The sequence below is a fragment of the Streptomyces sp. NBC_00727 genome, from assembly GCF_045161745.1.
Taxonomy (GTDB): domain Bacteria; phylum Actinomycetota; class Actinomycetes; order Streptomycetales; family Streptomycetaceae; genus Streptomyces.
Genome location: NZ_CP108981.1, coordinates 6,043,910 through 6,062,628, shown reverse-complemented (window position 1 = coordinate 6,062,628; position 18,719 = coordinate 6,043,910). Strand labels below are relative to the sequence as shown.

The window sequence follows — 18,719 nt, the reverse complement described above, 5'->3', positions numbered from 1 at the left end:
CGGTCACCCTAACGCGAGGACGCGGCGGTCACCGAGTCGAGCTCCGCCGCCGCGGGCAGCCGGCGGTCCCGGGACAGGCCGCCCAGCCAGCGCGCCGACTCCTTGGGCGTACGGGCGAAGGTCTCGCGGTCCACCGCGATCAGCCCGAACGTCGGCCGGTAGCTCCCCCACTCGTAGTTGTCGAGCGCGCTCCAGTGCAGATAGCCGCGTACGTCGATGCCCTCGGCCATCGCCTCCGCGAGGCTCGCCAGGGCGCGGGCGGTGTAGGCGATGCGGCGCTCGTCGTCGTCGGTGGCGATGCCGTTCTCGGTGACCAGGATGGGCACGTGCCGGCCGACCACCTCCGCCGTGTGCCGCACCGCTTCCCCGAGCGCCTCGGGGTAGAACTCCCAGCCGGTGAGCGTCAGTTCGGCGCCCGGGGGCGGGGGCAGGGTGCCGTCGGCGCCGATCCGGTGGCGGGTGTACGCCTGTACGCCGATCCAGTCGTCCTCGCGGGCGGCCTCCAGGAAGACGTCCTCGCGGGGCCACGCGTGGGCGGTCGCGGCGGACTCGGCGCCCGGTTCGGGCTGGTAGACCTGGTTGGCCACGGTCCAGCCGACCTGAACGCCGGGCACGGTCTCCTTCAGGACCGCGGTGGCGGCCCGGTGGGCGCGGATCAGGGCCCGGATCACCTCGGCGTCCGGGGCGAAGGCGGCCGGGTCGACGGCGGCGGCCCCGGCCTCGCGGGCGGCGTTCGCCCCGTGCGCGATGCTCTCCCAGCCGTGCTCGGCGGCATGGCGTTTCAGGGCGTACATCAGGGCCATGATGTTGGGCTCGTTGATGGTGGCGACATGGCGGACGCCCTCGCGCAGGATGTCGGCGCAGGTGCGGGCGTAGGCGGCGAACAGTTCGTCCGCGCCGGTGGCCGTCCAGCCGCCGAGGTCGCTGAACCACTGCGGCGAGGTGAAGTGGTGGAGGGTCACGACCGGGGTCAGCCCGCGCTCCAGCGCGCCGCGCACCATGGCCCGGTAGTGCGCGACGGCGGCGCGCGAGACCCGGCCGCGCTCCGGTTCGACGCGCGCCCACTCGATGCTGAACCGGTATGAGTCGAAGCCGAGTTCGCGCAGGAGGTCCATGTCCTCGGGCCACCGGTGGAAGCTGTCGGCCGCGTCCCCGCTGGGCTCCTGGACGAAGCTCCCGGGGTGGTTCTCCAGGGTCCACCAGTCGCTGGAGACGTTGTTGCCCTCGACCTGGTGGGCCGCCGTCGACGCTCCCATGAGGAAGCCTTCCGGCAGGGCGAAACCGGGTCCGGCCTCGTGCACCATCGGGTTCTCCTTTCGCCCGGAGGCGGGCCGTTCGCCCCCTCCGCAAAAAGCGTTCATTGATCGGTTTTCGTGTTAGCGTACAGGTGGCAGCGGTACGGGAGAAGAGGCGGCCGGTCCGGTCTCACTCCGGCGCCGAATGCCCGGGGGGCCGGACTCGCCGGAACCTGACGCCGCCGCTCCGGCTCCCCGGTCCACAGCCCGCGCCTCAGGGAGAAGCCCGTGAACGCCGTCATCCCGCACGCCGACGCCCGACCGTCCTCCCCCGCCGGCGCACTGCCCGCCGCCGGCCCCTGGAACGTACGGGCGGCCGACCCGGCGCTGGAGGAAGTGGCCGCGACCGTACGGTCACTGCTCGGACCGCACCTGCCGGACGCGGCCGACGGCACGCCCCGCGCACTCGTCCTCGGTCTGGACGACGTGGCCTCCGCGCCGCCCCTGGGCATCGCCCCCGACGGCGGTACGGACCCGGTGGACGAGGGCTACCGGCTCCGCGTGGACGCCGACGGCATCACGTGCCTCGCCCGCACGCCGGAAGGGGTGTTCCGGGGCGCCGCGACGGCCCTCCAGCTCATCGCCACCGCCCGCGTCACCGGTGAACTGCCGTTCCAGGAGCTGGCGGACGCCCCCCGCTACGCCTGGCGCGGGCTCATGGTCGACCCGGCCCGCAGCTTCCTCACCCCGGACGAGGTGCGCCGGATCATCGACCTCGCCGCGCTCTACAAGCTCAACGTCCTGCACCTGCACCTCACCGACAACGAGGGCTGGCGCGTCGAACTGCCCGGCACCCCCGCCCTGACCGCCCCGGGCGCGGACTTCTACACGGTGGCCGACTACCGCGCGCTCCAGGAGTACGCGGCCCGGCGGTTCGTCACCGTCGTCCCCGAGATCGACCTGCCGGGCCACTGCGCGACGCTCCGGGCCGCCGTGCCCGGACTGCCCCCGGCCCCCGCCCCGGCCGGACTCGCCGACCGCTTCCCGTTCGTTCCGCCGCTCGACCTGACCGACGAGACGAGCCGCGCCGCCGTCACCCGTGTCCTCACCGAGGTCTGCGCGCTGACGGCCGGCCCCTTCGTGCACATCGGCGCCGACGAGGCGTTCGGCGCGACCCCGGAGAGCTTCGAGGCCTCCGTACGCGAACTGCGGGCGCTCGTCCGCGGATTGGGCAAGCGCCCGGTGGCCTGGCAGGAGTCCTCACGCGCCGGCGCCGGGCCCGATGACATCGCGCAGTACTGGGTGGACGTGCCCATGATGGACCTCCCGGACACGGCGGAGGAGCTGGCCGCCCGCCCCGAACTCGTGGCCGCCGGGCGGACCATGGAGATCATCACGGCGCTCAGGAAGTTCTTCGCCCCCACCGACGACGACCTCCGCCGCACCGTCGAGGGCGGCGGCCGCGTCCTGCTCTCGCCCCAGTCCCACCTGTATCTGGACCGCCCTTACGCGGCCGGGTTCGCCCCGCCCGAGCAGGCCGCCGAGGCCGCCCGGCTCGGCTTCGACGGATACCGCCCGCTGGGCGTCCGGCACACGGCGGCATGGAACCCGGCCGCGTACGAGATCCCGGACGCGAACGTCGCCGGCGTGGAGGCCACTGTTTTCGCCGAGCGCTTCAAGGGCTTCGAGGACGTCTCCGTACTCCTGCTGCCCCGGCTGCCCTCGGTCGCGGAGGCCGCGTGGTGCGGGCACGCGCCGGAGTGGGCGGAGTACCGCGACCGTCTGGCCCACCACGGCCGCCTGTGGACCGACCGGGACCTGCCCTACTTCGCGTCCACGGAGGTGGACTGGCGCTGAGGGCCGCTCACGCCCGCACCCCGAGCAGCGCCCCGAACGCCTCGGTCCCCGCCGGCGTCACCTTCACCGCGCGCCCCGAGCCGACGCGCCGGACCCAGCCGCGCTCCAGGGACGTCGTGCACAGCGCCGCGCCGAGGGCGCCGGCGAGGTGGGAGCGGCGCTCGGTCCAGTCCAGGCAGGTGCGGACGAGGGGGCGGCGGGCCCCGGCGGGCTGCCGGTAGTCCAGGGCGTCGGCCAGCCAGTCCCGGCCCGCCGGGGTGACGGCGGTCCCGGAGCCGGTGTCGACCAGGCCGCGCGCGGTCATCGCGTCCGCCAGGGCCACGCCGAGCCGGCCCGCCAGATGGTCGTAGCAGGTGCGCGCCCGGGCCTCCGCGTCCTGGCGCCCCGAGGCGGCCAGGGTGTGCGGGCGGGGCGTGCCGGGGGCGTACGCGGCCAGCGCCTCGGTCAGGGAGGCGGCCTCCGGGCCTGCCAGCCGGACGTAGCGGTGACGGCCCTGGCGCTCCTCGGCCAGCAGACCGCCGGCGACGAGGCGGGAAATCTGCTCGCTGGCCGTGGACGCGGTGACGCCCGCGTGCCGGGCCAGCTCGCCGGCCGTCCAGGCCCGTCCGTCGAGCAGCGCCTGGCAGAAGGCGGCCCGCGTGCGGTCGGCGAAGAGGGCGGCGGTGTCGGCGAGTGGGGACATGCCCTCATGGTGCCGCAGGGACGGTTCGGCGGGCGCCGAAGTGTTCCGGGCCTAGCGTCGGAGCCATGAGCCACGCGACGACGACACATGAGTTCAGCCAGTACGCGGAGGTCCGGGCGGCGCTCGCCGACCCCGCGCTCGTCCCTCCGGCACCGGCCCCCGACGCCGGACCGCGCGGCGCGAGCGTCGCCTGGCTGCGGGCCACGGTGGCGAGGTTCGCCTCCGGTGAGCCGCATCGGCGGCGCCGGGCCCTGGTGGAGGCCGAGCTGGCCCGGTTGGCCCCTGCCGACCTGCACCGGGCGGCGACGACACCGGCTTCCGGCGGGGAGGGCAACCTGCGCACACGCGTGGTGCGTGCCCTCGCCGCCGCCCTGGACATGCCGGAGCCGGAGCGGATCGCGCGGGAGGTGGATGTCGTGGCGGACGCGTACTTCGGGGCGGGGGGCCCGGCGAACGCCCCCGGCGCCGTGGACCGTGAACCGGCGGCCGCCGGTGAGGCCGGCCCGGCGGATCCCACCGACGGGGCCGTCGCCACGCCCGCCGACCACGCCGTGGCCCGGCTCGTGGCGCTGCTCGCGCCGGGGACGGCGGACGAAGCCGGTTTGGAGGCCGTCGCCAACCGTATCGGGCTGCTCGTGCAGGCCTGCGCCGCGACCGCCGCGCTGGTGGAAGCGGCCGGGGCGGGCGTGCCCACCGCCCGGGTGCTCGGGGAGGACCCGCCGGTGCGCGTCATGCGCCGGGTCGCCGCGCGGGCCACCCGCCTCGCCGGGCGGGAGATCGCCGAGGGCGACGAGGTGGTCCTGGACCTGGTGGCCGCCCAGCACGGGCACCCCGTGCCGCTCACCTTCGGGGCGCCGCCCCGGGTGTGTCCCGGCAGGGCGCACGCCCTCGCGCTGGCCGACGGGCTGCTCGGGCGGCCGATGACCCCGTTCGCCCGGCTCCACCACCGTGGCGAGGCCTTCCTGCTGCCGAACGCCTGGGACTGCGCGTCGGCCGCCGCGCTGGCCGCCGAGGGGTTCGAGGCGGTGGGGACCACGAGTCTCGGGGTCGCCGCGGGGCTCGGCCTGCCGGACGGGGCGGCGGCGACGAAGGAGGCGACCGTGGACCTGGCCCGGCGGCTAGGTCGTGTCTGGAGTTCCAGCGCGGACGCCGCGACGCCGCGGGGGAACTCCAGACAGGACCTGGGGCGCGGGTCGTTCCTGTTCAGCGTGGACGCCGAGGGCGGGTTCAGCGACGACCCGGCGGAGGTCGCGGCGCTGGCCCGCCGGCTGTACGAGGCGGGGGCGGCGGGGATCAACCTGGAGGACGGGCGGGCCGACGGCACCCTGGCCCCGGTGGGGCTGCACGCCGCGAAGATCGCCGCAGTCAAGGAGGCCGTGCCCGCGCTGTTCGTCAACGCCCGCACGGACACGTACTGGCTGGGGCGCGAACAGGAGCGGACCGCCGGCCGGCTCGCGGTCTACGAGCAGGCCGGCGCGGACGGGGTCTTCGTGCCGGGGCTGACGGACCGGGCGGAGATCGCCGCGCTGACCGCCGCCCTCGTCACCCCGCTGAACGTGCTGTACAGCCCGGCCGGGCCCACCGTCGCCGAGCTGAGCGCCCTGGGGGTGCGCCGGGTCAGCCTGGGCTCGCTGCTCTACCGGGAGGCGCTGGGCGCGGCCGCGGCCACCGCCGCCGCGATCCGGGACGGCGGGCCGGTGCGGGGCGGGGCACTGTCGTACGCCGATGTGCAGGCGCTGGCGACCGGTGCCGGGTCAGGGGGTCGCGGCGGAGACGACGTACACGACGGGTGACATCGGGTCCGTCATGTCGACGGTGATGTCCTGGGTGGGGCGCGGGTCCTCGTTGGTGTGGGTGGTGCCCGCCCAGGACACGCCGTCGCCGAAGTGCCAGCCGGCGATCTTCGTGTCGCGCTTGCTGATGGTGACCTTGCCGGGTTCCAGGGCGGCGCGGCCGGTGCCGAGGTTGGTCAGGAAGCTGTCCAGGCCGTTGGACGTCGTGCGGAACTGCACGTACATCCGACTGGCCTTCCAGTTGTTCGTCTCGTAGTACTGGACCTCGGTCGCGTAATAGGGGAGCGGGGTCTCGAAGATCCGGCGCAGCATCCGCGACGGCCAGCCGGGGCGCATCCCCTGTGCGGCGGCCTCGGCGGCCTTGTCCTGGCCCGAGCGGCGGCTCTGGCCCGCCGAGATCAGCAGATAGCCGGCCGGGACGCCGATGAGCAGCACGATGATCGTCGCGGTGATCAGGCGCCGGCGGATCAGGTGGCGGCGGGTCTCGGGCCGCTGTCCGTCGCCCTCGTCCGGCGGCGGGGACTGGCGCGGCACGACGGGGTGCTCGGCTGCGGTCATGGGTGTGGGGGTCCCTACGAAGTGCGGGTGTTGCGGTTGCTGCGGAGGGTGCTCGCGGCCTGGTCGTAGATCTGTGCGTACCGCTCGTACCGCTCGACGCGGCGGCGGTTGGTACGCCGGAAGCGCCGCGCGACCAGCCGGGCGAGGTCCGCCGCGCCGACCATACCGGCCTCCGGGCCGAGCTGCGCCTTGGCGATCCTGGCCTCGGGGCGGTAGCCGCGCCCGGTGAGCTGGCGCTTGAAGGCGTCCCGGGCCGGGCCGATGAGGAGGTCGTCGGCGGCGCTGACCCCGCCGCCGATGACGAAGCAGGAGGGGTCGAGCGCGGCGGCCAGATTGGCGATGCCGACGCCCAGCCACTGGCCGATGTCCTGGAGGAGCTCGACGCACATCGCGTCGCCCTCGCGGGCCAGTTCGGTGATGAGCGGTCCGGTGATGTCGGGGATGTTGCCCTTGACGCGCTCGATGAGCCCGTGGGCCACCGGCGAGTCGGCGGCGGCCAGCTCGCGGGCCTCGCGGACCAGCGCGTTGCCGGAGCTGTACTGCTCCCAGCAACCGCGGTTGCCGCAGGGGCAGCGGTGGCCGCCGGGCACCACCTGCATGTGGCCGAACTCACCGGCGACGCCGTACTTGCCGCGCTTGACCTGGCCGTCCTCCAGGATGGCGCCGCCGATGCCGGTGCCGAGGGTGATCATGACGAGGTGGTCCTCGCCGCGTCCCGCGCCGAAGCGCCATTCGGCCCAGGCGGCGGTGTTGGCGTCGTTGTCCACCATGACGGGGACGACGAGCCGGGAGGCGAGGGCGTCGCGCAGGGGCTCGTCGCGCCAGGCGAGGTGCGGGGCGAAGAGGACCTTGGAGCGGTCCGCGTCGACCCAGCCGGCCGCGCCGATGCCGACGGCGTGCACGTCGTGCCGGTCGGAGAGGTCGAGGACCAGCTCGACGATGGTGTCCTCGACGACCTTCGGGCTCTTGGACTTGTCCGGGGTCTCGGTGCGCACGGTCTCCAGGATCGTGCCGTCGGCGTCGACGACACCGGCCATGACCTTGGTCCCGCCGATGTCGATGCCGACGGTGGGGACCCGGGGCGCCGTGAGGTGCGAGCGCCTTTCCCGGGTGCCCACGGTCCGCAGGACGGTCGCGCGGGCGGAGCCGCGGTGTGCGAAGTCGCGGTACGTGCTCATCGTCCCTGGGTGGATCGGTGTGACCGGGAGGGGTGATCCCGGTGGCGGACGGCGCCCGTCCGTCCCGATTCTGCCACCCCTGAAGCGGCTGGGTCGCCGGGCGCCTCCGCTACACGGTGCCGGCGGGGCCCGGGCCGGTGGCGCGCTCCAGCTCGTGGCTCAGCTCCTCCAGCTCGCTGCCGCCCGCCATCTGCCGGGTCAGTTCGTCGAGCGTGACGCTCTCCTTGGTGTGGCTGCCGGCCATGACGCCCCGCTTCAGCAGGACGAACCGGTCGCCGACGAGGTACGCGTGGTGCGGGTTGTGCGTGATGAGGACCACGCCGAGGCCGGCGTCGCGGGCGGCCGCGATGTACTTCAGGACGACCCCGGACTGCTTGACGCCCAGCGCGGCCGTCGGCTCGTCCAGGACGAGCACCTTGGCGCCGAAGTGGACGGCCCGCGCGATGGCGACGCACTGGCGCTCGCCGCCGGACAGGGTGCCGATGGGCTGGTCCACGTCGCGCAGGTCGATGCCCATGCGCAGCAGCGCCGAGCGGGTCGTCTCACGCATCAGTCCGACGTCGAGCCGCTTGAAGGGACCGGCGCCGGTCGTCGGCTCGGAGCCCAGGAAGAAGTTGCGCCAGACGGGCATCAGGGGGACGACCGCGAGGTCCTGGTAGACCGTGGCGATGCCCCGCTCCAGGGCGTCGCGCGGGTTGGCGAGGGTGGTCTCCTCGCCGTCGACGAGGAACCGCCCGGCGTCGTGCCGGTGCAGCCCGGCGATGATCTTGATGAGGGTGGACTTGCCGGCGCCGTTGTCGCCGAGCACGCAGGAGATCTCGCCCGCGTGGACCTCCAGCGAGACCCCTTCGAGCGCCTTGATGTTGCCGTAGAACTTGGCCACGTCGTCGAGCTCGACGAGGGCCTGCCGGCCGGTGTCCTGGGGCCCGTCCTGGGCCTTGGGGGCCGTCATTTCGTCGCCTCCGCGCGCTTGCGTACCCATGCGTTGAGCAGGGTGGCCAGGAGCAGCATCGCCCCCAGGAAGAACTTGAACCAGTCGGGGTTCCACTCCGCGTACACGATGCCCTTGCTGGTCATGCCGAAGATGAAGGCACCGACCGCCGAGCCGATCGCGGAGCCGTAGCCGCCGGTGATCAGGCAGCCGCCGATGACGGCCGCGATGATGTAGATCAGCTCGTTGCCGACACCCTCGCCGGACTGCACGACGTCGTAGCTGAACAGCAGGTGCTGCCCGGAGACCCAGGCGGCGAAGGCGACGCCGAGGTAGAGCCCGATCTTCGTACGGATGACGGGGACGCCGACCGCGCGGGCCGCGTCGGCCCCGCCGCCGACCGCGAAGATCCAGTTGCCGAAGCGGGTGCGGAGCAGGATCCAGGTGGCGACGGCCACCAGGACGGCCCACCACAGGAGCGTCACCTTGAGTTCGACGCCGCCGACGGTCCAGTAGGAGGCGAAGAGCTTGCGGGCGGAGGGGAAGCCCTCCATGTTGCCGATGGTCTTCGTCGAGACGGTCCCGCTGATCAGCTTGGTGAAGCCGAGGTTCAGGCCGGTCAGCATCAGGAACGTGCCCAGCGTGATGATGAAGCTGGGCAGTTTCGTACGGGTCAGCATGAAGCCGTTGAACGCGCCGAAGGCGAGCGTGACCAGCAACGACACGAAGACGCCGACCCAGACGTTGGCCGTCATCTGATAGCTGAACATCGAGGAGATCAGCGCCGAGCTGGTGACCATCACACCGGCGGAGAGGTCGAACTCGCCGCCGATCATCAGCAGCGCGACGGGCGCCGCCATGATCCCGATGGTGGAGGCCGCGTACAGCACGGTCACGAAGCTGGTGGCGCGCAGGAAGCTGTCGGCGACGATCGCGAAGAAGAGGAAGACGGCGAGCGCGCCGACGACGGAACCCAGCTCCGGGCGGCCGAGCAGCTTGCGCAGCGGTGAGGTGCGCAGCAGCCGCTCGTCGACGACGGCCGACGATCCGGGGCCGGCCGTCATCGGGTGCCCCGGTCGGCGTACTCGGCGAGCTGGGCGGCGTCGTCGGAGGTGATGATCTGCGGGCCGGTCAGGACCGGACGGCCGCCGCCGAGGACGTTGCGGTTGTAGCGGTAGAGCCAGAGCAGGTCGACGGCCTCGTAGCCCTGGAGGTAGGGCTGCTGGTCGACGGCGAAGCCGAGGGTCTTGGACTGGAGCGAGGCGGCGACCTTGGGGTTCAGGTCGAAGGTGTCGATCTCGGCCTTGCTGCCGGCGGTCTGCTTCGCCTTGACGGCGGCGTCCGCGAAGGGTGCGCCGAGCGTGACGACCGCGTCGATGTCCTTGTCGGACTGGAGCTTGGCCTCGATGGACGACTGGACGTCGGGCATGTTGGTGCCCTCCACGTACAGGTTCTGCATCTGGCCGTCGAAGGTCTTCTTCGCGCCCGCGCAGCGCTGCTCGTGGCCCACGTTGCCCTGCTCGTGGAGGATGCACAGGGCCTTCTTGCGGCCGCGCTTGTTCAGTTCCTCACCGACGGCCTCGCCGGCGATGGACTCGTCCTGGCCGATGTGGGTGAGCGCGCCGTACTTCTTGGACTCTGCGGAGCCGGAGTTCACCGTGATGACGGGGATGCCGGCGCGGACGGCCTTGGCGACGACGTCCTTCATGGCGTCGGGCTTGGCGAGCGTGACGATCAGTCCGTCGACCTTCTTGTCGATGGCGGCCTGGACGAGCTGGGCCTGCTGCTGGCCCTCGTCGTTCTTCGAGTACACGAAGTTGATGTTGTCCTTCTTGGCCGCCATCTCGGCGCCCTTCTGGACGATGTCCCAGAAGGTGTCGCCGTCGCCCGAGTGGGTGACCATGGCGAAGGTCCAGCGGGGCGTGTTCACCGCGGACCGGCCTTCGGCGGCGGCCTTGGCCGCACGCTCCTCCGCCCGCTTGCCGCCGGTGCTGCTGCATCCCATGAGGGACACCCCCAGCACCGCCGCAAGCACGGCGCCCATCGCACGTACCCCTGTCCGAACCCTTGCCACGACGCCGTGCCCTTCTTGTGCTGCTCGCTGTGCTGCCGGTGGTGCCGGGGCCCTGTGGTCCCGGCCCGGCTGGGCAAGTATCCCCGAGCCCGCGCCGCCGCAACCCGGAGGGGCACGAAGAGTGGGGCGGCGGCGCGTCGCTCACCAGCGCACCGGCAGGCGGCGCACTCCGCGGATCAGGGTGCCGGGCAGCCAGTCGAACGGGGCGGCGTCCGGGTCGGCCTCCAGGCCGGGGCAGCGCTCCAGGAGCGTACGGACGGCGATGCGGCCCTCCATGCGGGCCAGCGGCGCGCCCATGCAGAAGTGGATGCCGTGTCCGAAGGCGAGGTGGCCGCGGGTGTCGCGCCGGATGTCGAAGCGGTCCGGCTCCGGGAAGCGGGCCGGGTCGCGGTCGGAGCCGGCCAGCGAGACCAGCACCGCTTCGCCGGTCCCGATGGTCCGGGAGCCGATTTCGACGCGTTCCCGGGCGAACCGGATGGTGGCCGTCTCCACGGGCCCGTCGTAGCGCAGCATCTCCTCGACCGCGCCGTCGAGCAGGGACGGGTCGGCGCGGAGCGCGGCGAGCTGGTCGGGGTGGTCGAGGAGGGCGCGTACGCCGTTGGAGATGAGGTTGACCGTCGTCTCGTGACCGGCGACGAGCAGCAGGAAGGCCATGCCGACCAGCTCGTCGGGCGACAGCGCGTCGTCGTCCTCGTCGCGGGCGGCGATCAGCGCGCTCAGCAGGTCGTCGCCGGGTGAGCGGCGCTTGTCCTCGATCAGCTCACCGAGGTAGACGCCCATGGCGCGGATCGACTCGCCCTCCTCCAGCGCGTTCGCGGGGGCGACCACCCCGTTGGACAGCTTGCGGAAGGCGGACCGGTCCAGGTCGGGGACGCCGATCAGCTCGCAGATGACGGTCATCGGCAGCGGGAAGGCGAGCGCGTCGACGAGGTCGGCGCGGCCTTCCGGGACCATCACGTCGAGCAGCCCGTCGGTGATCTCCTGGACCCGGGGGCGCAGCGCCTCGATCCGGCGCGGGGTGAACGCGCGAACGACCAGCTTGCGCAGCCGGGTGTGGTCGGGGGCGTCCATCTCCAGCATGTTGGCGTTGATCGGGTCGCCGCCCATCTCGCCGGGCAGCGCCCGCCAGTCCTTGCCGAAGCGCTGGTCGGCCAGGACGGCCCGGCCCTCTTCGTAGCCGACGACGAGCCAGATCCGTTCGAACTCGTCGGTGCGGATGAGGTGCAGGGGTCCGGCCGCGCGCATCTGCTCGTAGTACGGATAGGGGTTCGCGGTGAAGTCGGCCAACCCGCGCAGATCTATCTCGACTTCGGACATGGGCCCGCCCTCCCGTTCGCTTGGTTCCGGCCCTGGGGACCGGTCCGTTCAGCGTAGGCCGGGGGCCCGCCGGGGGCGGGTACTTCAGGGCGGGCTCGATCCGCTCTCGTCGTCGAGCAGACCGGCGTCGTGGACGAGCAGGGCGATCTGGACGCGGTTGTTGAAGCCGAACTTGGCGAGGATGCGGGAGACCTGGGTCTTCACGGTGGCGACGCTGAGGTAGAGCGTCGCGGCGATCTCCGCGTTGGACCGCCCCTGTCCGACTGCGACGGCAACCTCGCGCTCCCGGTCCGCGAGCAGCGCGACGCGCTCGCGTGCCCGCTCGGCCCGGTCCGCCTTGTCGTCGCGTCCGCCGCCGGCCGCCCTGGCCATGAGCTGCCGGGTGACCGCGGGCGACAGGACGGGGTCGCCGGCCGCGACCCGGCGCACCGATTCGACGATCTGCGCGGGCGGGGTGTCCTTGAGGACGAACCCGGCGGCTCCGGCGCGGATGGCGCGCAGCACCTGTTCGTCGGCGTGGAAGGTGGTCAGGACGATGATCTCGGGCGCGTCCGGGCGGCCGCGCAGGAGTTCGGTGGCGCTCAGCCCGTCCATGACCGGCATCCGGATGTCCATCAGGACCACGTCGGGCCGCAGCCGGTCGACGAGCGCGGCGGCCTCGCTGCCGTCGGCGCCCTCGCCCACGATGTCGATGTCGTCGGCGCCGCCCAGCATCAGGGTCAGCCCGGCCCGGACGAGCGGGTCGTCGTCGACGATGAGCAGCCGGACGGGCGCGGCGGGGGCGTCGGTGGTCATGGCGCCCACGGTAGCCAGGCGCGGACGGCGAACCCGCCCTCGGGTCCGGGTCCGTGGTCGAGACGGCCCCCGGCGAGGGTGGCCCGTTCGGTGAGGCCGATGAGCCCCTGGCCGGAGCCGGGGACCTGGGTGAAGGGTTCGGCGGGGGCCGGGTTGCGCACCTCGGCGGTGATGCCGGTGCCCGGTCCGCCGGTGACGGTGACGGTGACCTCGGCGCCGGGTGCGTGCTTGCGGGCGTTGGTCAGCGCCTCCTGGGCGATGCGGTAGACGGTGCGCCCGGAGGCGGCGGGCACGGTGCCGGGGTCGGCGATGCGGTTGTCGAGGGTGACCTTCATGCCGGCCTGCCGGGATTCGGCGATCAGCGCGTCGAGCGTGGCGAGGGTGGGCTGCGGGCGGTTGCCGTCGGTGTCGCCGTCGCGCGGGCTGCGCAGGACGCCGATGATCTCGCGGAGGTCCTGGAGCGCCTCGTGCGCGCTGTCCCGGATGACCCCGGCGGCGCGGGCGACTTCGGGTGGGGGCGCGTCGGGCCGGAACTCCAGGGCGCCGGCGTGGACGCTGAGCAGGGTCAGCCGGTGGGCCAGCACGTCGTGCATCTCGCGGGCGATGTCCTCGCGGGCGAGCCGCTGGGCCTGTTCGGCGCGCAGGGCGGCCTCGGCTTCGGCGCGCCGGGCGCGTTCCCGCAGGGAGACGACGAGCTGACGCCGGGAGCGCACGATCATGCCCCAGCTGAGGACGAGCAGGATCAGCAGGAGCCCGATGATCGTGGACGCGAGGAACGAGGTGTTCGGATCGGGGCGCAGATACGGCTGTACGGGGGCCACGGCCAGGGCCAGGGCTCCGACGAGGGCGACCGGGCGGAACGGCCGGTGGACGGCGACGCTGAACAGCGCGACGAGCAGGGCCCCGGCCGCGACCGGCTCGACGGTGGACAGCACGGTCAGGGCGACGGCGAGCCCGACCGGCCAGCGCCGCCGGAACCACAGGGCGCAGCAGGCGGCGGCGCCGACGAGGGAGTCCACCAGCACGAAGGCGTCGGATGTGGTGGGGTCGGCCTCGATGGTGGCGAGGGTCGCCAGGCCGATGCCCGCCGCGCAGAGGAACGCCGTGAGGTCGACGGCCCAGTCCCGCACGGTGCGGCGGGACCGGCCGCGGTCGCCGGGCAGCTCGGGGCCGGCCATCGCCGAGGGCAGCAGCCAGGGGTACTCCGTACGCGTCATGTCGACAAAGCTACGCACGCGGGGGGCGTGTTCCGGGGGTTCGGGGCGCGGCAGCGACCAAAGTCGCGGAGGCGGAGACTTTCGGACCCGGCGGGCAGACCGGCGGCCGACGCGGTGGTGGCGTCCCGGCGGCCAGGCTCGGGGCCATGAAGAAACTCTGCGAGACGGTCGGGTTCCTGGTCTTCGTCCAGGGGGTCGCCGGGCTGCTCCATGAATGGTTCGACTGGTTCCGCCTCTTCAACCTGGTGCAGCGGCTGCCGTTCGCCGCCGAGTACCCGCTCTTCGTGTCGATCGTGCTGGTGGTGGCGGGGGCGGCGGTGATGGTCGCGTCGGACGCGATCAAGGAGTGACCCGGTCAGGGCGCGGCCGGGTCCGCGCTGCGCCGCCCCCAGGCCGTTCCGGCGAGGACCAGCACGGCGCCGGCGATCCCGGCGGGGCCCAGGCGCTCGCCGCCGATCGCGATGCCGACGGCGGCGGCCCACAGCGGTTCCGTACCGAGCAGCAGACTGACCCGGGACGGCGAGGTGCGGCGTACGGACCACATCTGCACGAAGAACGCGAAGAGCGTGCAGAACACCGAGAGGAAGAGCAGCCCGCCCCACTCCCGGACCCCGAACCCGGCGGCGACCGTCCACGGCGCCTCGCCCGTCCCCGGCACGGCGGCCAGCAGGGCGAAGACGGCGACGGAGCTGCCGAGCTGCACGGTCGTCAGGGACAGCGAGTCCGCGGACTGCACGGACTTGATGCGGGCCATGAGCAGGACGTGCAGGGTCCGGGCGAGGGCGGCGGCGAGCATGAGCAGGTCGCCCACCGAGGGGCTGGTGAAGCCGCCGCCCTGGGTCAGCAGCACCACCCCGGCGACGGAGAGCCCGGCGGCGGCGAGGAAGACCCCGGTCGGCCGGGTCCGGGTCACGGCGGCCTCGGCGAGCGGGGTGAAGATCATGGTGAGGCTGATGATGAGCCCGGCGTTGGTGGCCGAGGTGTGCACGATGCCGTACGTCTCCACCAGGAAGATCCCGCTGAGCACGAGGCCCAGCAGCCCGGCGCCCCGCCACTGCGCGGCGCTCAGCGCGCGCAGCCGGCGCCGTCCCGCGACCACCAGGACGGGCAGCACGACGGCGAACCGCAGCACGAGCACGGCGACGACGGTCTGCGGGGTGGTGATGCCCTTGGCGGCGAGATAGCTGGACCCCCAGACCACCGCGACCAGCAGGACGGGCAGGTCGCTGAGCCAGGCCCGGCGCGGCGGGGCGAGTACGGGGACGGCGATGGAGGACACCCGGGATTCCTGCTTTCTCCACAGGGACGACGTGGAGACGGCACCGGCTCGCACTGGGGGAACGGTCACGCTACCGGGCGCCCTCCTACAATGGCGAGCCCCGGGGACGGGCCCGACGGCGGCCGCCCGCACCTCACTGAGCACGGAGTCGCCCGATGGCCGGAACACACCAGGACGGCAGGGTCGAGCGCGGCAACCGCACCCGGCAGCTGGTCCTCGCCCGAGCGGCCGCGGTCGCCTCGGTGGAAGGTCTCGGCGGGCTGTCGCTGGGCCGGCTGGCCACGGATCTCCGGCTGAGCAAGAGCGGGGTGTTCGCGCTGTTCGGCTCCAAGGAGGAGCTTCAGCTGGCGACCGTGCGGGCCGCCGCCGCCGTCTACGACGAGCACGTGGTGGTCCCCACGCGTGAGACGCCCGCCGGGCTGGGCCGGGTGCGGCGGATGTGCGAGGCCTGGATCGCCTACTCGCGGGACCGGGTGTTTCCCGGCGGCTGCTTCTTCTACGCGGCGCTCGCGGAGTTCGACGCCCGGGAGGGAGCGGTGCACGAGGCGCTCGCGGCCGCGCAGGCCGGCTGGTTCGCCTTCGTGGAGCGGCGGATCGGGGAGGCGCGGACGCTGGGCGAGATCCGGGACGACTGCGACGCGGCCCAGCTGGCCTTCGAGATCATCGCGTTCCTGGAACTGGCGAACGGCGACTCGGTGCTGCGCGGCAGCGCGGAGAGCTATACGAGGGCGTGGCGCGCGATCCTGGGGCGGCTCCGGGCGGTGGCGGTGGACCCGCCGTCGGTGGCGGACGAGGCGTAGGAAGCCCGGCGGGCGGGGCGGGGCGGGGCGGTGGCTGTGGCTGTGGCGGTGGCGGTGGCGGTGGCGGTGGCGGTGGCGGTTGAAACTAATAGCACGATCGTTCGTTCAAATGTATGGTCGTGGGCAGCCACCGCGGGAATCCGCGAGGGACGGCCTCACCTGCCAGGAGGAGCTCGACCGTGCCGCACATGCTCTGGAGCACTCGATGGCAGCCCGGCCCCGCCGCCCGGGCCGTGGAACCCGGCGCCGAGGTGGTCGTCGGGGTCACCGAATTCGTCACGCACCGCCCGTGGCGCTCGTTCTCCGTCGGCGCGGCCGGCATGCGGCTGCGCCGCAGCTGGCCGCGGACGCCGGGCGCGGTCGGCATGTGGCTCTGGGTGGACGTGGGCCCCCGGATGAACCGGTCCGGTTCGATCACCGTCTGGACGGCCCAGGAGCACCTGATGGGCTTCGTCGCCCGCCCCGACCACCGCGAGATCGTCCGCGCCCACCGGGACGGGGGCACCCTGCGCTCGGCGACCTGGACGGCCCCGTTCGCCGGCCGCTCGGCGGTCTACGACTCCGCGTGGCGGCTGGTCTCCGGGGCGGCACCGTGGCCCGTCGGCACGCCCTGACCCGCCTCCGCTTACGAAGGGACCCACCGTGGACATCATCGAGCTCGACCGGATCGCGGTGCTCGAATCCGTACGCCTCGTCGACCGGGCGGGCCCCGGCGACTGGGACCGCCCCACGCCGTGCGACCGCTGGGCCCTGCGCCGCCTGGTGGAGCACATGGGCACCCAGCACCTCGGCTTCGCCGCCGCCGCACGGGGCGAGGGGGCCGACGCCGCCGCCTGGGCGCATCAGGCGGCGGGGGACGATCCGGCGGCCTGGTACCGGGGGACGGCCCGGACGCTGCTCGACGCGTTCGGCCGGCCGGGGGCGTCGGAGCGGCGGTTCGCGCTGCCGGAGATCAGTGCGGAGACGACGTTCCCGGGGGCCACCGCGATGGGCTTCCACTTCATCGACTACGTCGTGCACTCCTGGGACGTGGCCGCGGCGCTCGGGCTGCCCCTCGCGCTGCCGGACGACGTGGTGGAGGCGGCCCTGCCCGTCGCCCTGCGCGTCCCGGACGGACCGGCGCGCGAGCGCCCGGACGCCTCCTTCCGGCCCGCACTGCCGATGGCGGAGGGCGGCCCGCTCCCCCGCGTGCTGGCGGCGCTCGGCCGCTCGCCGGACTGGCGCTGACCGCACAGGAGTCGGCGTCCGTTTCCCGCCGGTGTCCTGGGCGCCGAACGACTTTCCTGGTTCCTGTCAGCACGACCGGCAACGAACAGGAACCGCGATGAACAGCACCCTTCCCACCCCCCGCGCCGCGCTCGTCACCGGCGGCAGCCGGGGCATCGGCGCCGCGACCGCCCTGCGGCTGGCCCGGGACGGCGCCGATGTGGCGCTGACCTACGTCCGGGACGAGCGGGGCGCCAAGGAGGTCGTCGCCGCGATCGAGGCGGCCGGCCGCCGGGCCGTCGCCCTGCGCGCCGACTCGGCCGACCCCGAGGCCACAGCCTCGGCGGTGCACCGGACGGTCGAGTCCCTCGGAAGGCTCGACATCCTGGTGAACAACGCGGGGATCGGGGTCCTCGGCCCCATCGACACCCTCACGCCCGCCGATGTCGACCGGGTGCTCGCCGTGAACGTCCGGGCGGTGTTCCTCGCCTGCCGGGCGGCGGCCGAGGTGATGGAGAGCGGGGGCCGCATCATCTCCCTCGGTACGGCCCTGAGCCGGTACGCGGGCGGCCCCGGCGCCACGCTGTACGCGATGAGCAAGTCCGCGCTCTCCGGGCTGACCAAGCCGCTGGCCCGCGAGCTCGGCCCGCGCGGCATCACCGTCAACCTGGTCCAGCCCGGTGCCGTGGACACCGACATGAACCCCGCCGACGGCCCGTACGCCGACGGGCAGCGCGCGGCCAACGCACTGGACCGGTTCGGCACCGCGGCGGAGATCGCCGCGCTGATCTCATACCTCGCGGGCGCGGAGGCCGCCTTCGTCACCGGCGCCGAACTGGCCGTGGACGGCGGCCACGCCGCCTGACGTCGCCCTGCCGCCCGCCGCCTCCCCGCCTACGCTGGGCGGGGAGGCATGCCCCGTAACGGCAGACGACGAGAAGGGACGATCATGTCCGGTACCCCGGTGCACACCCTGAACGACGGCCGTACGATCCCGGCGGTCGGGCTCGGCACCTATCCGCTCGACGACGCCGCGGCGGAGAAGGCCGTCGCCGGAGCCCTGGACATCGGCTACCGGCTCGTGGACACCGCGCTGAACTACGGCAACGAGACCGGTACGGGGCGCGGCGTCGCCCGCAGCGGAGTACCGCGCGAGGAGGTCTTCGTCACGACCAAGGTGCCCGGCCGGCACCACGGTTACGAGAAGACGCTGGCCTCGTTCGAGGAGTCCCGCGCCCACCTCGGCCTGGACTACGTGGACCTCTGTCTCATCCACTGGCCGCTGCCCAAGGTGGGGCTGTACGTGGACACCTGGCGGGCGCTGGTCAAGCTGCGCGAGGAGGGTCTCGTACGGTCGATCGGGGTCTCCAACTTCACCGCCGAGCACCTGAAGCGGCTGGAGGACGAGACGGGCGTGGTGCCCGCCGTCAACCAGATCGAGCTGCATCCCCGGCTGCCGCAGGAGGAGCTGCGGGCGGTGCACGCGGCGATGGGGATCGTCACGCAGAGCTGGAGCCCGCTGGGGCGCGGCCGTGACCTGCTGGCCGACCCGGAGGTGGTGGCGGTCGCCGGGGCGCACGGCGTGACCCCGGGCCAGGCGGTGCTGCGGTGGCACACGCAGCTCGGTGCCGTACCGATCCCGAAGTCGGCCGATCCGGGGCGGCAGCGGGAGAACCTGGACCTGTTCGGCTTCGAGCTGACGTCCGAGGAGCTGGGCCGGATCTCGGGCGGTCCCCGGGAGCGGTTCGGCGGGGACCCCGAGGAGCACGAGGAGTTCTGAGGCGCCCCGGGGTCCTG

Annotated in this window: 19 protein-coding genes; 8 read left to right on the top strand and 11 right to left on the bottom strand. The window is 73.7% G+C overall.

Features of this window, described 5'->3' with window-relative positions:
* Positions 1 to 8: 8 nt before the first annotated feature.
* Entirely contained in the window at positions 9 to 1,304 is a 1,296-nt protein-coding gene (locus OG242_RS27490) for a glycoside hydrolase family 1 protein (protein ID WP_405900694.1), read from the bottom strand.
* A gap of 219 nt (positions 1,305 to 1,523) precedes the next feature.
* On the opposite strand from OG242_RS27490, the gene OG242_RS27485 reads away from it, so the two are divergent.
* Complete coding sequence (locus tag OG242_RS27485; RefSeq protein WP_405900693.1) at positions 1,524 to 3,092, top strand: family 20 glycosylhydrolase; 1,569 nt, start codon at positions 1,524 to 1,526, stop codon at positions 3,090 to 3,092.
* Between the two features lie 7 nt (positions 3,093 to 3,099).
* On the opposite strand, the gene OG242_RS27480 is transcribed toward OG242_RS27485, so the two are convergent.
* Complete coding sequence (locus OG242_RS27480) at positions 3,100 to 3,774, bottom strand: ArsR/SmtB family transcription factor (RefSeq protein WP_405900692.1); 675 nt, start codon at positions 3,772 to 3,774, stop codon at positions 3,100 to 3,102.
* A 65-nt stretch (positions 3,775 to 3,839) separates the two neighbouring features.
* On the opposite strand from OG242_RS27480, the gene OG242_RS27475 reads away from it, so the two are divergent.
* Positions 3,840 to 5,567 carry an isocitrate lyase/phosphoenolpyruvate mutase family protein gene (locus OG242_RS27475; protein ID WP_405900691.1) on the top strand — a complete coding sequence of 576 codons (1,728 nt, stop codon included), beginning with the start codon at positions 3,840 to 3,842 and terminating at the stop codon, positions 5,565 to 5,567.
* Here OG242_RS27475 and OG242_RS27470 read toward each other — a convergent pair.
* The 8 genes from OG242_RS27470 to OG242_RS27435 all read right to left on the bottom strand — a co-directional run bounded on the left by OG242_RS27470 (position 5,529) and on the right by OG242_RS27435 (position 13,637).
* The gene (locus OG242_RS27470; RefSeq protein ID WP_405900690.1) at positions 5,529 to 6,125 is read right to left on the bottom strand and encodes a hypothetical protein; all 597 of its coding nucleotides are present in this window, start codon (positions 6,123 to 6,125) and stop codon (positions 5,529 to 5,531) included. The genes OG242_RS27475 and OG242_RS27470 overlap by 39 nt on opposite strands.
* A 14-nt stretch (positions 6,126 to 6,139) precedes the next feature.
* Complete coding sequence (locus OG242_RS27465) at positions 6,140 to 7,303, bottom strand: ROK family glucokinase (RefSeq protein ID WP_405900689.1); 1,164 nt, start codon at positions 7,301 to 7,303, stop codon at positions 6,140 to 6,142.
* Positions 7,304 to 7,412: 109 nt separating this feature from the next.
* Positions 7,413 to 8,255 (bottom strand): ATP-binding cassette domain-containing protein, encoded by an 843-nt coding sequence (locus OG242_RS27460; protein ID WP_405900688.1) that lies wholly within the window; start codon positions 8,253 to 8,255, stop codon positions 7,413 to 7,415.
* Entirely contained in the window at positions 8,252 to 9,298 is a 1,047-nt protein-coding gene (locus OG242_RS27455) for an ABC transporter permease (protein ID WP_405900687.1), read from the bottom strand. The genes OG242_RS27460 and OG242_RS27455 overlap by 4 nt, the downstream gene beginning before the upstream one ends.
* Complete coding sequence (locus OG242_RS27450; protein WP_405900686.1) at positions 9,295 to 10,278, bottom strand: sugar ABC transporter substrate-binding protein; 984 nt, start codon at positions 10,276 to 10,278, stop codon at positions 9,295 to 9,297. Before OG242_RS27450 ends, OG242_RS27455 begins: the two co-directional genes overlap by 4 nt.
* Before the next feature lie 171 nt (positions 10,279 to 10,449).
* The gene (locus OG242_RS27445) at positions 10,450 to 11,625 is read right to left on the bottom strand and encodes a cytochrome P450 (protein WP_405900685.1); all 1,176 of its coding nucleotides are present in this window, start codon (positions 11,623 to 11,625) and stop codon (positions 10,450 to 10,452) included.
* An 84-nt stretch (positions 11,626 to 11,709) separates the two neighbouring features.
* Positions 11,710 to 12,420 (bottom strand): response regulator, encoded by a 711-nt coding sequence (locus OG242_RS27440; RefSeq protein ID WP_405900684.1) that lies wholly within the window; start codon positions 12,418 to 12,420, stop codon positions 11,710 to 11,712.
* Complete coding sequence (locus OG242_RS27435) at positions 12,417 to 13,637, bottom strand: sensor histidine kinase (RefSeq protein WP_405900683.1); 1,221 nt, start codon at positions 13,635 to 13,637, stop codon at positions 12,417 to 12,419. The genes OG242_RS27440 and OG242_RS27435 overlap by 4 nt, the downstream gene beginning before the upstream one ends.
* Before the next feature lie 146 nt (positions 13,638 to 13,783).
* On the opposite strand from OG242_RS27435, the gene OG242_RS27430 reads away from it, so the two are divergent.
* Entirely contained in the window at positions 13,784 to 13,987 is a 204-nt protein-coding gene (locus OG242_RS27430) for a hypothetical protein (RefSeq protein WP_405900682.1), read from the top strand.
* 5 nt (positions 13,988 to 13,992) lie between these two features.
* On the opposite strand, the gene OG242_RS27425 is transcribed toward OG242_RS27430, so the two are convergent.
* Positions 13,993 to 14,916, bottom strand: coding sequence for a DMT family transporter (locus OG242_RS27425; protein ID WP_405900681.1), 924 nt, complete (start codon positions 14,914 to 14,916; stop codon positions 13,993 to 13,995).
* A gap of 155 nt (positions 14,917 to 15,071) precedes the next feature.
* Here OG242_RS27425 and OG242_RS27420 point away from each other — a divergent pair, with 155 nt between their 5' ends.
* The 5 genes from OG242_RS27420 (at position 15,072) to OG242_RS27400 (ending at position 18,702) form a co-directional block, all read left to right on the top strand.
* A complete protein-coding gene (locus OG242_RS27420; RefSeq protein ID WP_405900680.1) occupies positions 15,072 to 15,716 on the top strand; it encodes a TetR/AcrR family transcriptional regulator in 645 nt (214 codons plus the stop codon).
* Positions 15,717 to 15,895: 179 nt separating this feature from the next.
* Positions 15,896 to 16,330, top strand: a complete 435-nt coding sequence (locus OG242_RS27415; protein WP_405900679.1) for a hypothetical protein — start codon at positions 15,896 to 15,898, stop codon at positions 16,328 to 16,330.
* Between the two features lie 28 nt (positions 16,331 to 16,358).
* Positions 16,359 to 16,943: a TIGR03086 family metal-binding protein gene (locus OG242_RS27410; protein WP_405900678.1), complete on the top strand. Its 585-nt coding sequence runs from the start codon at positions 16,359 to 16,361 to the stop codon at positions 16,941 to 16,943.
* A gap of 97 nt (positions 16,944 to 17,040) precedes the next feature.
* On the top strand, positions 17,041 to 17,787 hold the full coding sequence (locus OG242_RS27405; protein ID WP_405900677.1) for an SDR family oxidoreductase: 747 nt from the start codon (positions 17,041 to 17,043) through the stop codon (positions 17,785 to 17,787).
* An 84-nt stretch (positions 17,788 to 17,871) separates the two neighbouring features.
* Positions 17,872 to 18,702 carry an aldo/keto reductase gene (locus tag OG242_RS27400; protein ID WP_405900676.1) on the top strand — a complete coding sequence of 277 codons (831 nt, stop codon included), beginning with the start codon at positions 17,872 to 17,874 and terminating at the stop codon, positions 18,700 to 18,702.
* The last annotated feature ends 17 nt before the right edge of the window (positions 18,703 to 18,719 follow it).

What these genes read in the sequence shown, in the direction of transcription:
- OG242_RS27475 (WP_405900691.1), top strand. Translation starts at nt 3,840, where the DNA reads ATGAGCCACGCGACGACGACACATGAGTTCAGCCAGTACGCGGAGGTC.
- OG242_RS27430 (WP_405900682.1), top strand. Translation starts at nt 13,784, where the DNA reads ATGAAGAAACTCTGCGAGACGGTCGGGTTCCTGGTCTTCGTCCAGGGG.
- OG242_RS27420 (WP_405900680.1), top strand. Translation starts at nt 15,072, where the DNA reads ATGGCCGGAACACACCAGGACGGCAGGGTCGAGCGCGGCAACCGCACC.
- OG242_RS27470 (WP_405900690.1), bottom strand. Translation starts at nt 6,125, where the DNA reads ATGACCGCAGCCGAGCACCCCGTCGTGCCGCGCCAGTCCCCGCCGCCG.
- OG242_RS27465 (WP_405900689.1), bottom strand. Translation starts at nt 7,303, where the DNA reads ATGAGCACGTACCGCGACTTCGCACACCGCGGCTCCGCCCGCGCGACC.
- OG242_RS27435 (WP_405900683.1), bottom strand. Translation starts at nt 13,637, where the DNA reads ATGACGCGTACGGAGTACCCCTGGCTGCTGCCCTCGGCGATGGCCGGC.
- OG242_RS27440 (WP_405900684.1), bottom strand. Translation starts at nt 12,420, where the DNA reads ATGACCACCGACGCCCCCGCCGCGCCCGTCCGGCTGCTCATCGTCGAC.
- OG242_RS27400 (WP_405900676.1), top strand. Translation starts at nt 17,872, where the DNA reads ATGTCCGGTACCCCGGTGCACACCCTGAACGACGGCCGTACGATCCCG.
- OG242_RS27450 (WP_405900686.1), bottom strand. Translation starts at nt 10,278, where the DNA reads ATGGGCGCCGTGCTTGCGGCGGTGCTGGGGGTGTCCCTCATGGGATGC.
- OG242_RS27405 (WP_405900677.1), top strand. Translation starts at nt 17,041, where the DNA reads ATGAACAGCACCCTTCCCACCCCCCGCGCCGCGCTCGTCACCGGCGGC.
- OG242_RS27490 (WP_405900694.1), bottom strand. Translation starts at nt 1,304, where the DNA reads ATGGTGCACGAGGCCGGACCCGGTTTCGCCCTGCCGGAAGGCTTCCTC.
- OG242_RS27445 (WP_405900685.1), bottom strand. Translation starts at nt 11,625, where the DNA reads ATGTCCGAAGTCGAGATAGATCTGCGCGGGTTGGCCGACTTCACCGCG.
- OG242_RS27455 (WP_405900687.1), bottom strand. Translation starts at nt 9,298, where the DNA reads ATGACGGCCGGCCCCGGATCGTCGGCCGTCGTCGACGAGCGGCTGCTG.
- OG242_RS27460 (WP_405900688.1), bottom strand. Translation starts at nt 8,255, where the DNA reads ATGACGGCCCCCAAGGCCCAGGACGGGCCCCAGGACACCGGCCGGCAG.
- OG242_RS27480 (WP_405900692.1), bottom strand. Translation starts at nt 3,774, where the DNA reads ATGTCCCCACTCGCCGACACCGCCGCCCTCTTCGCCGACCGCACGCGG.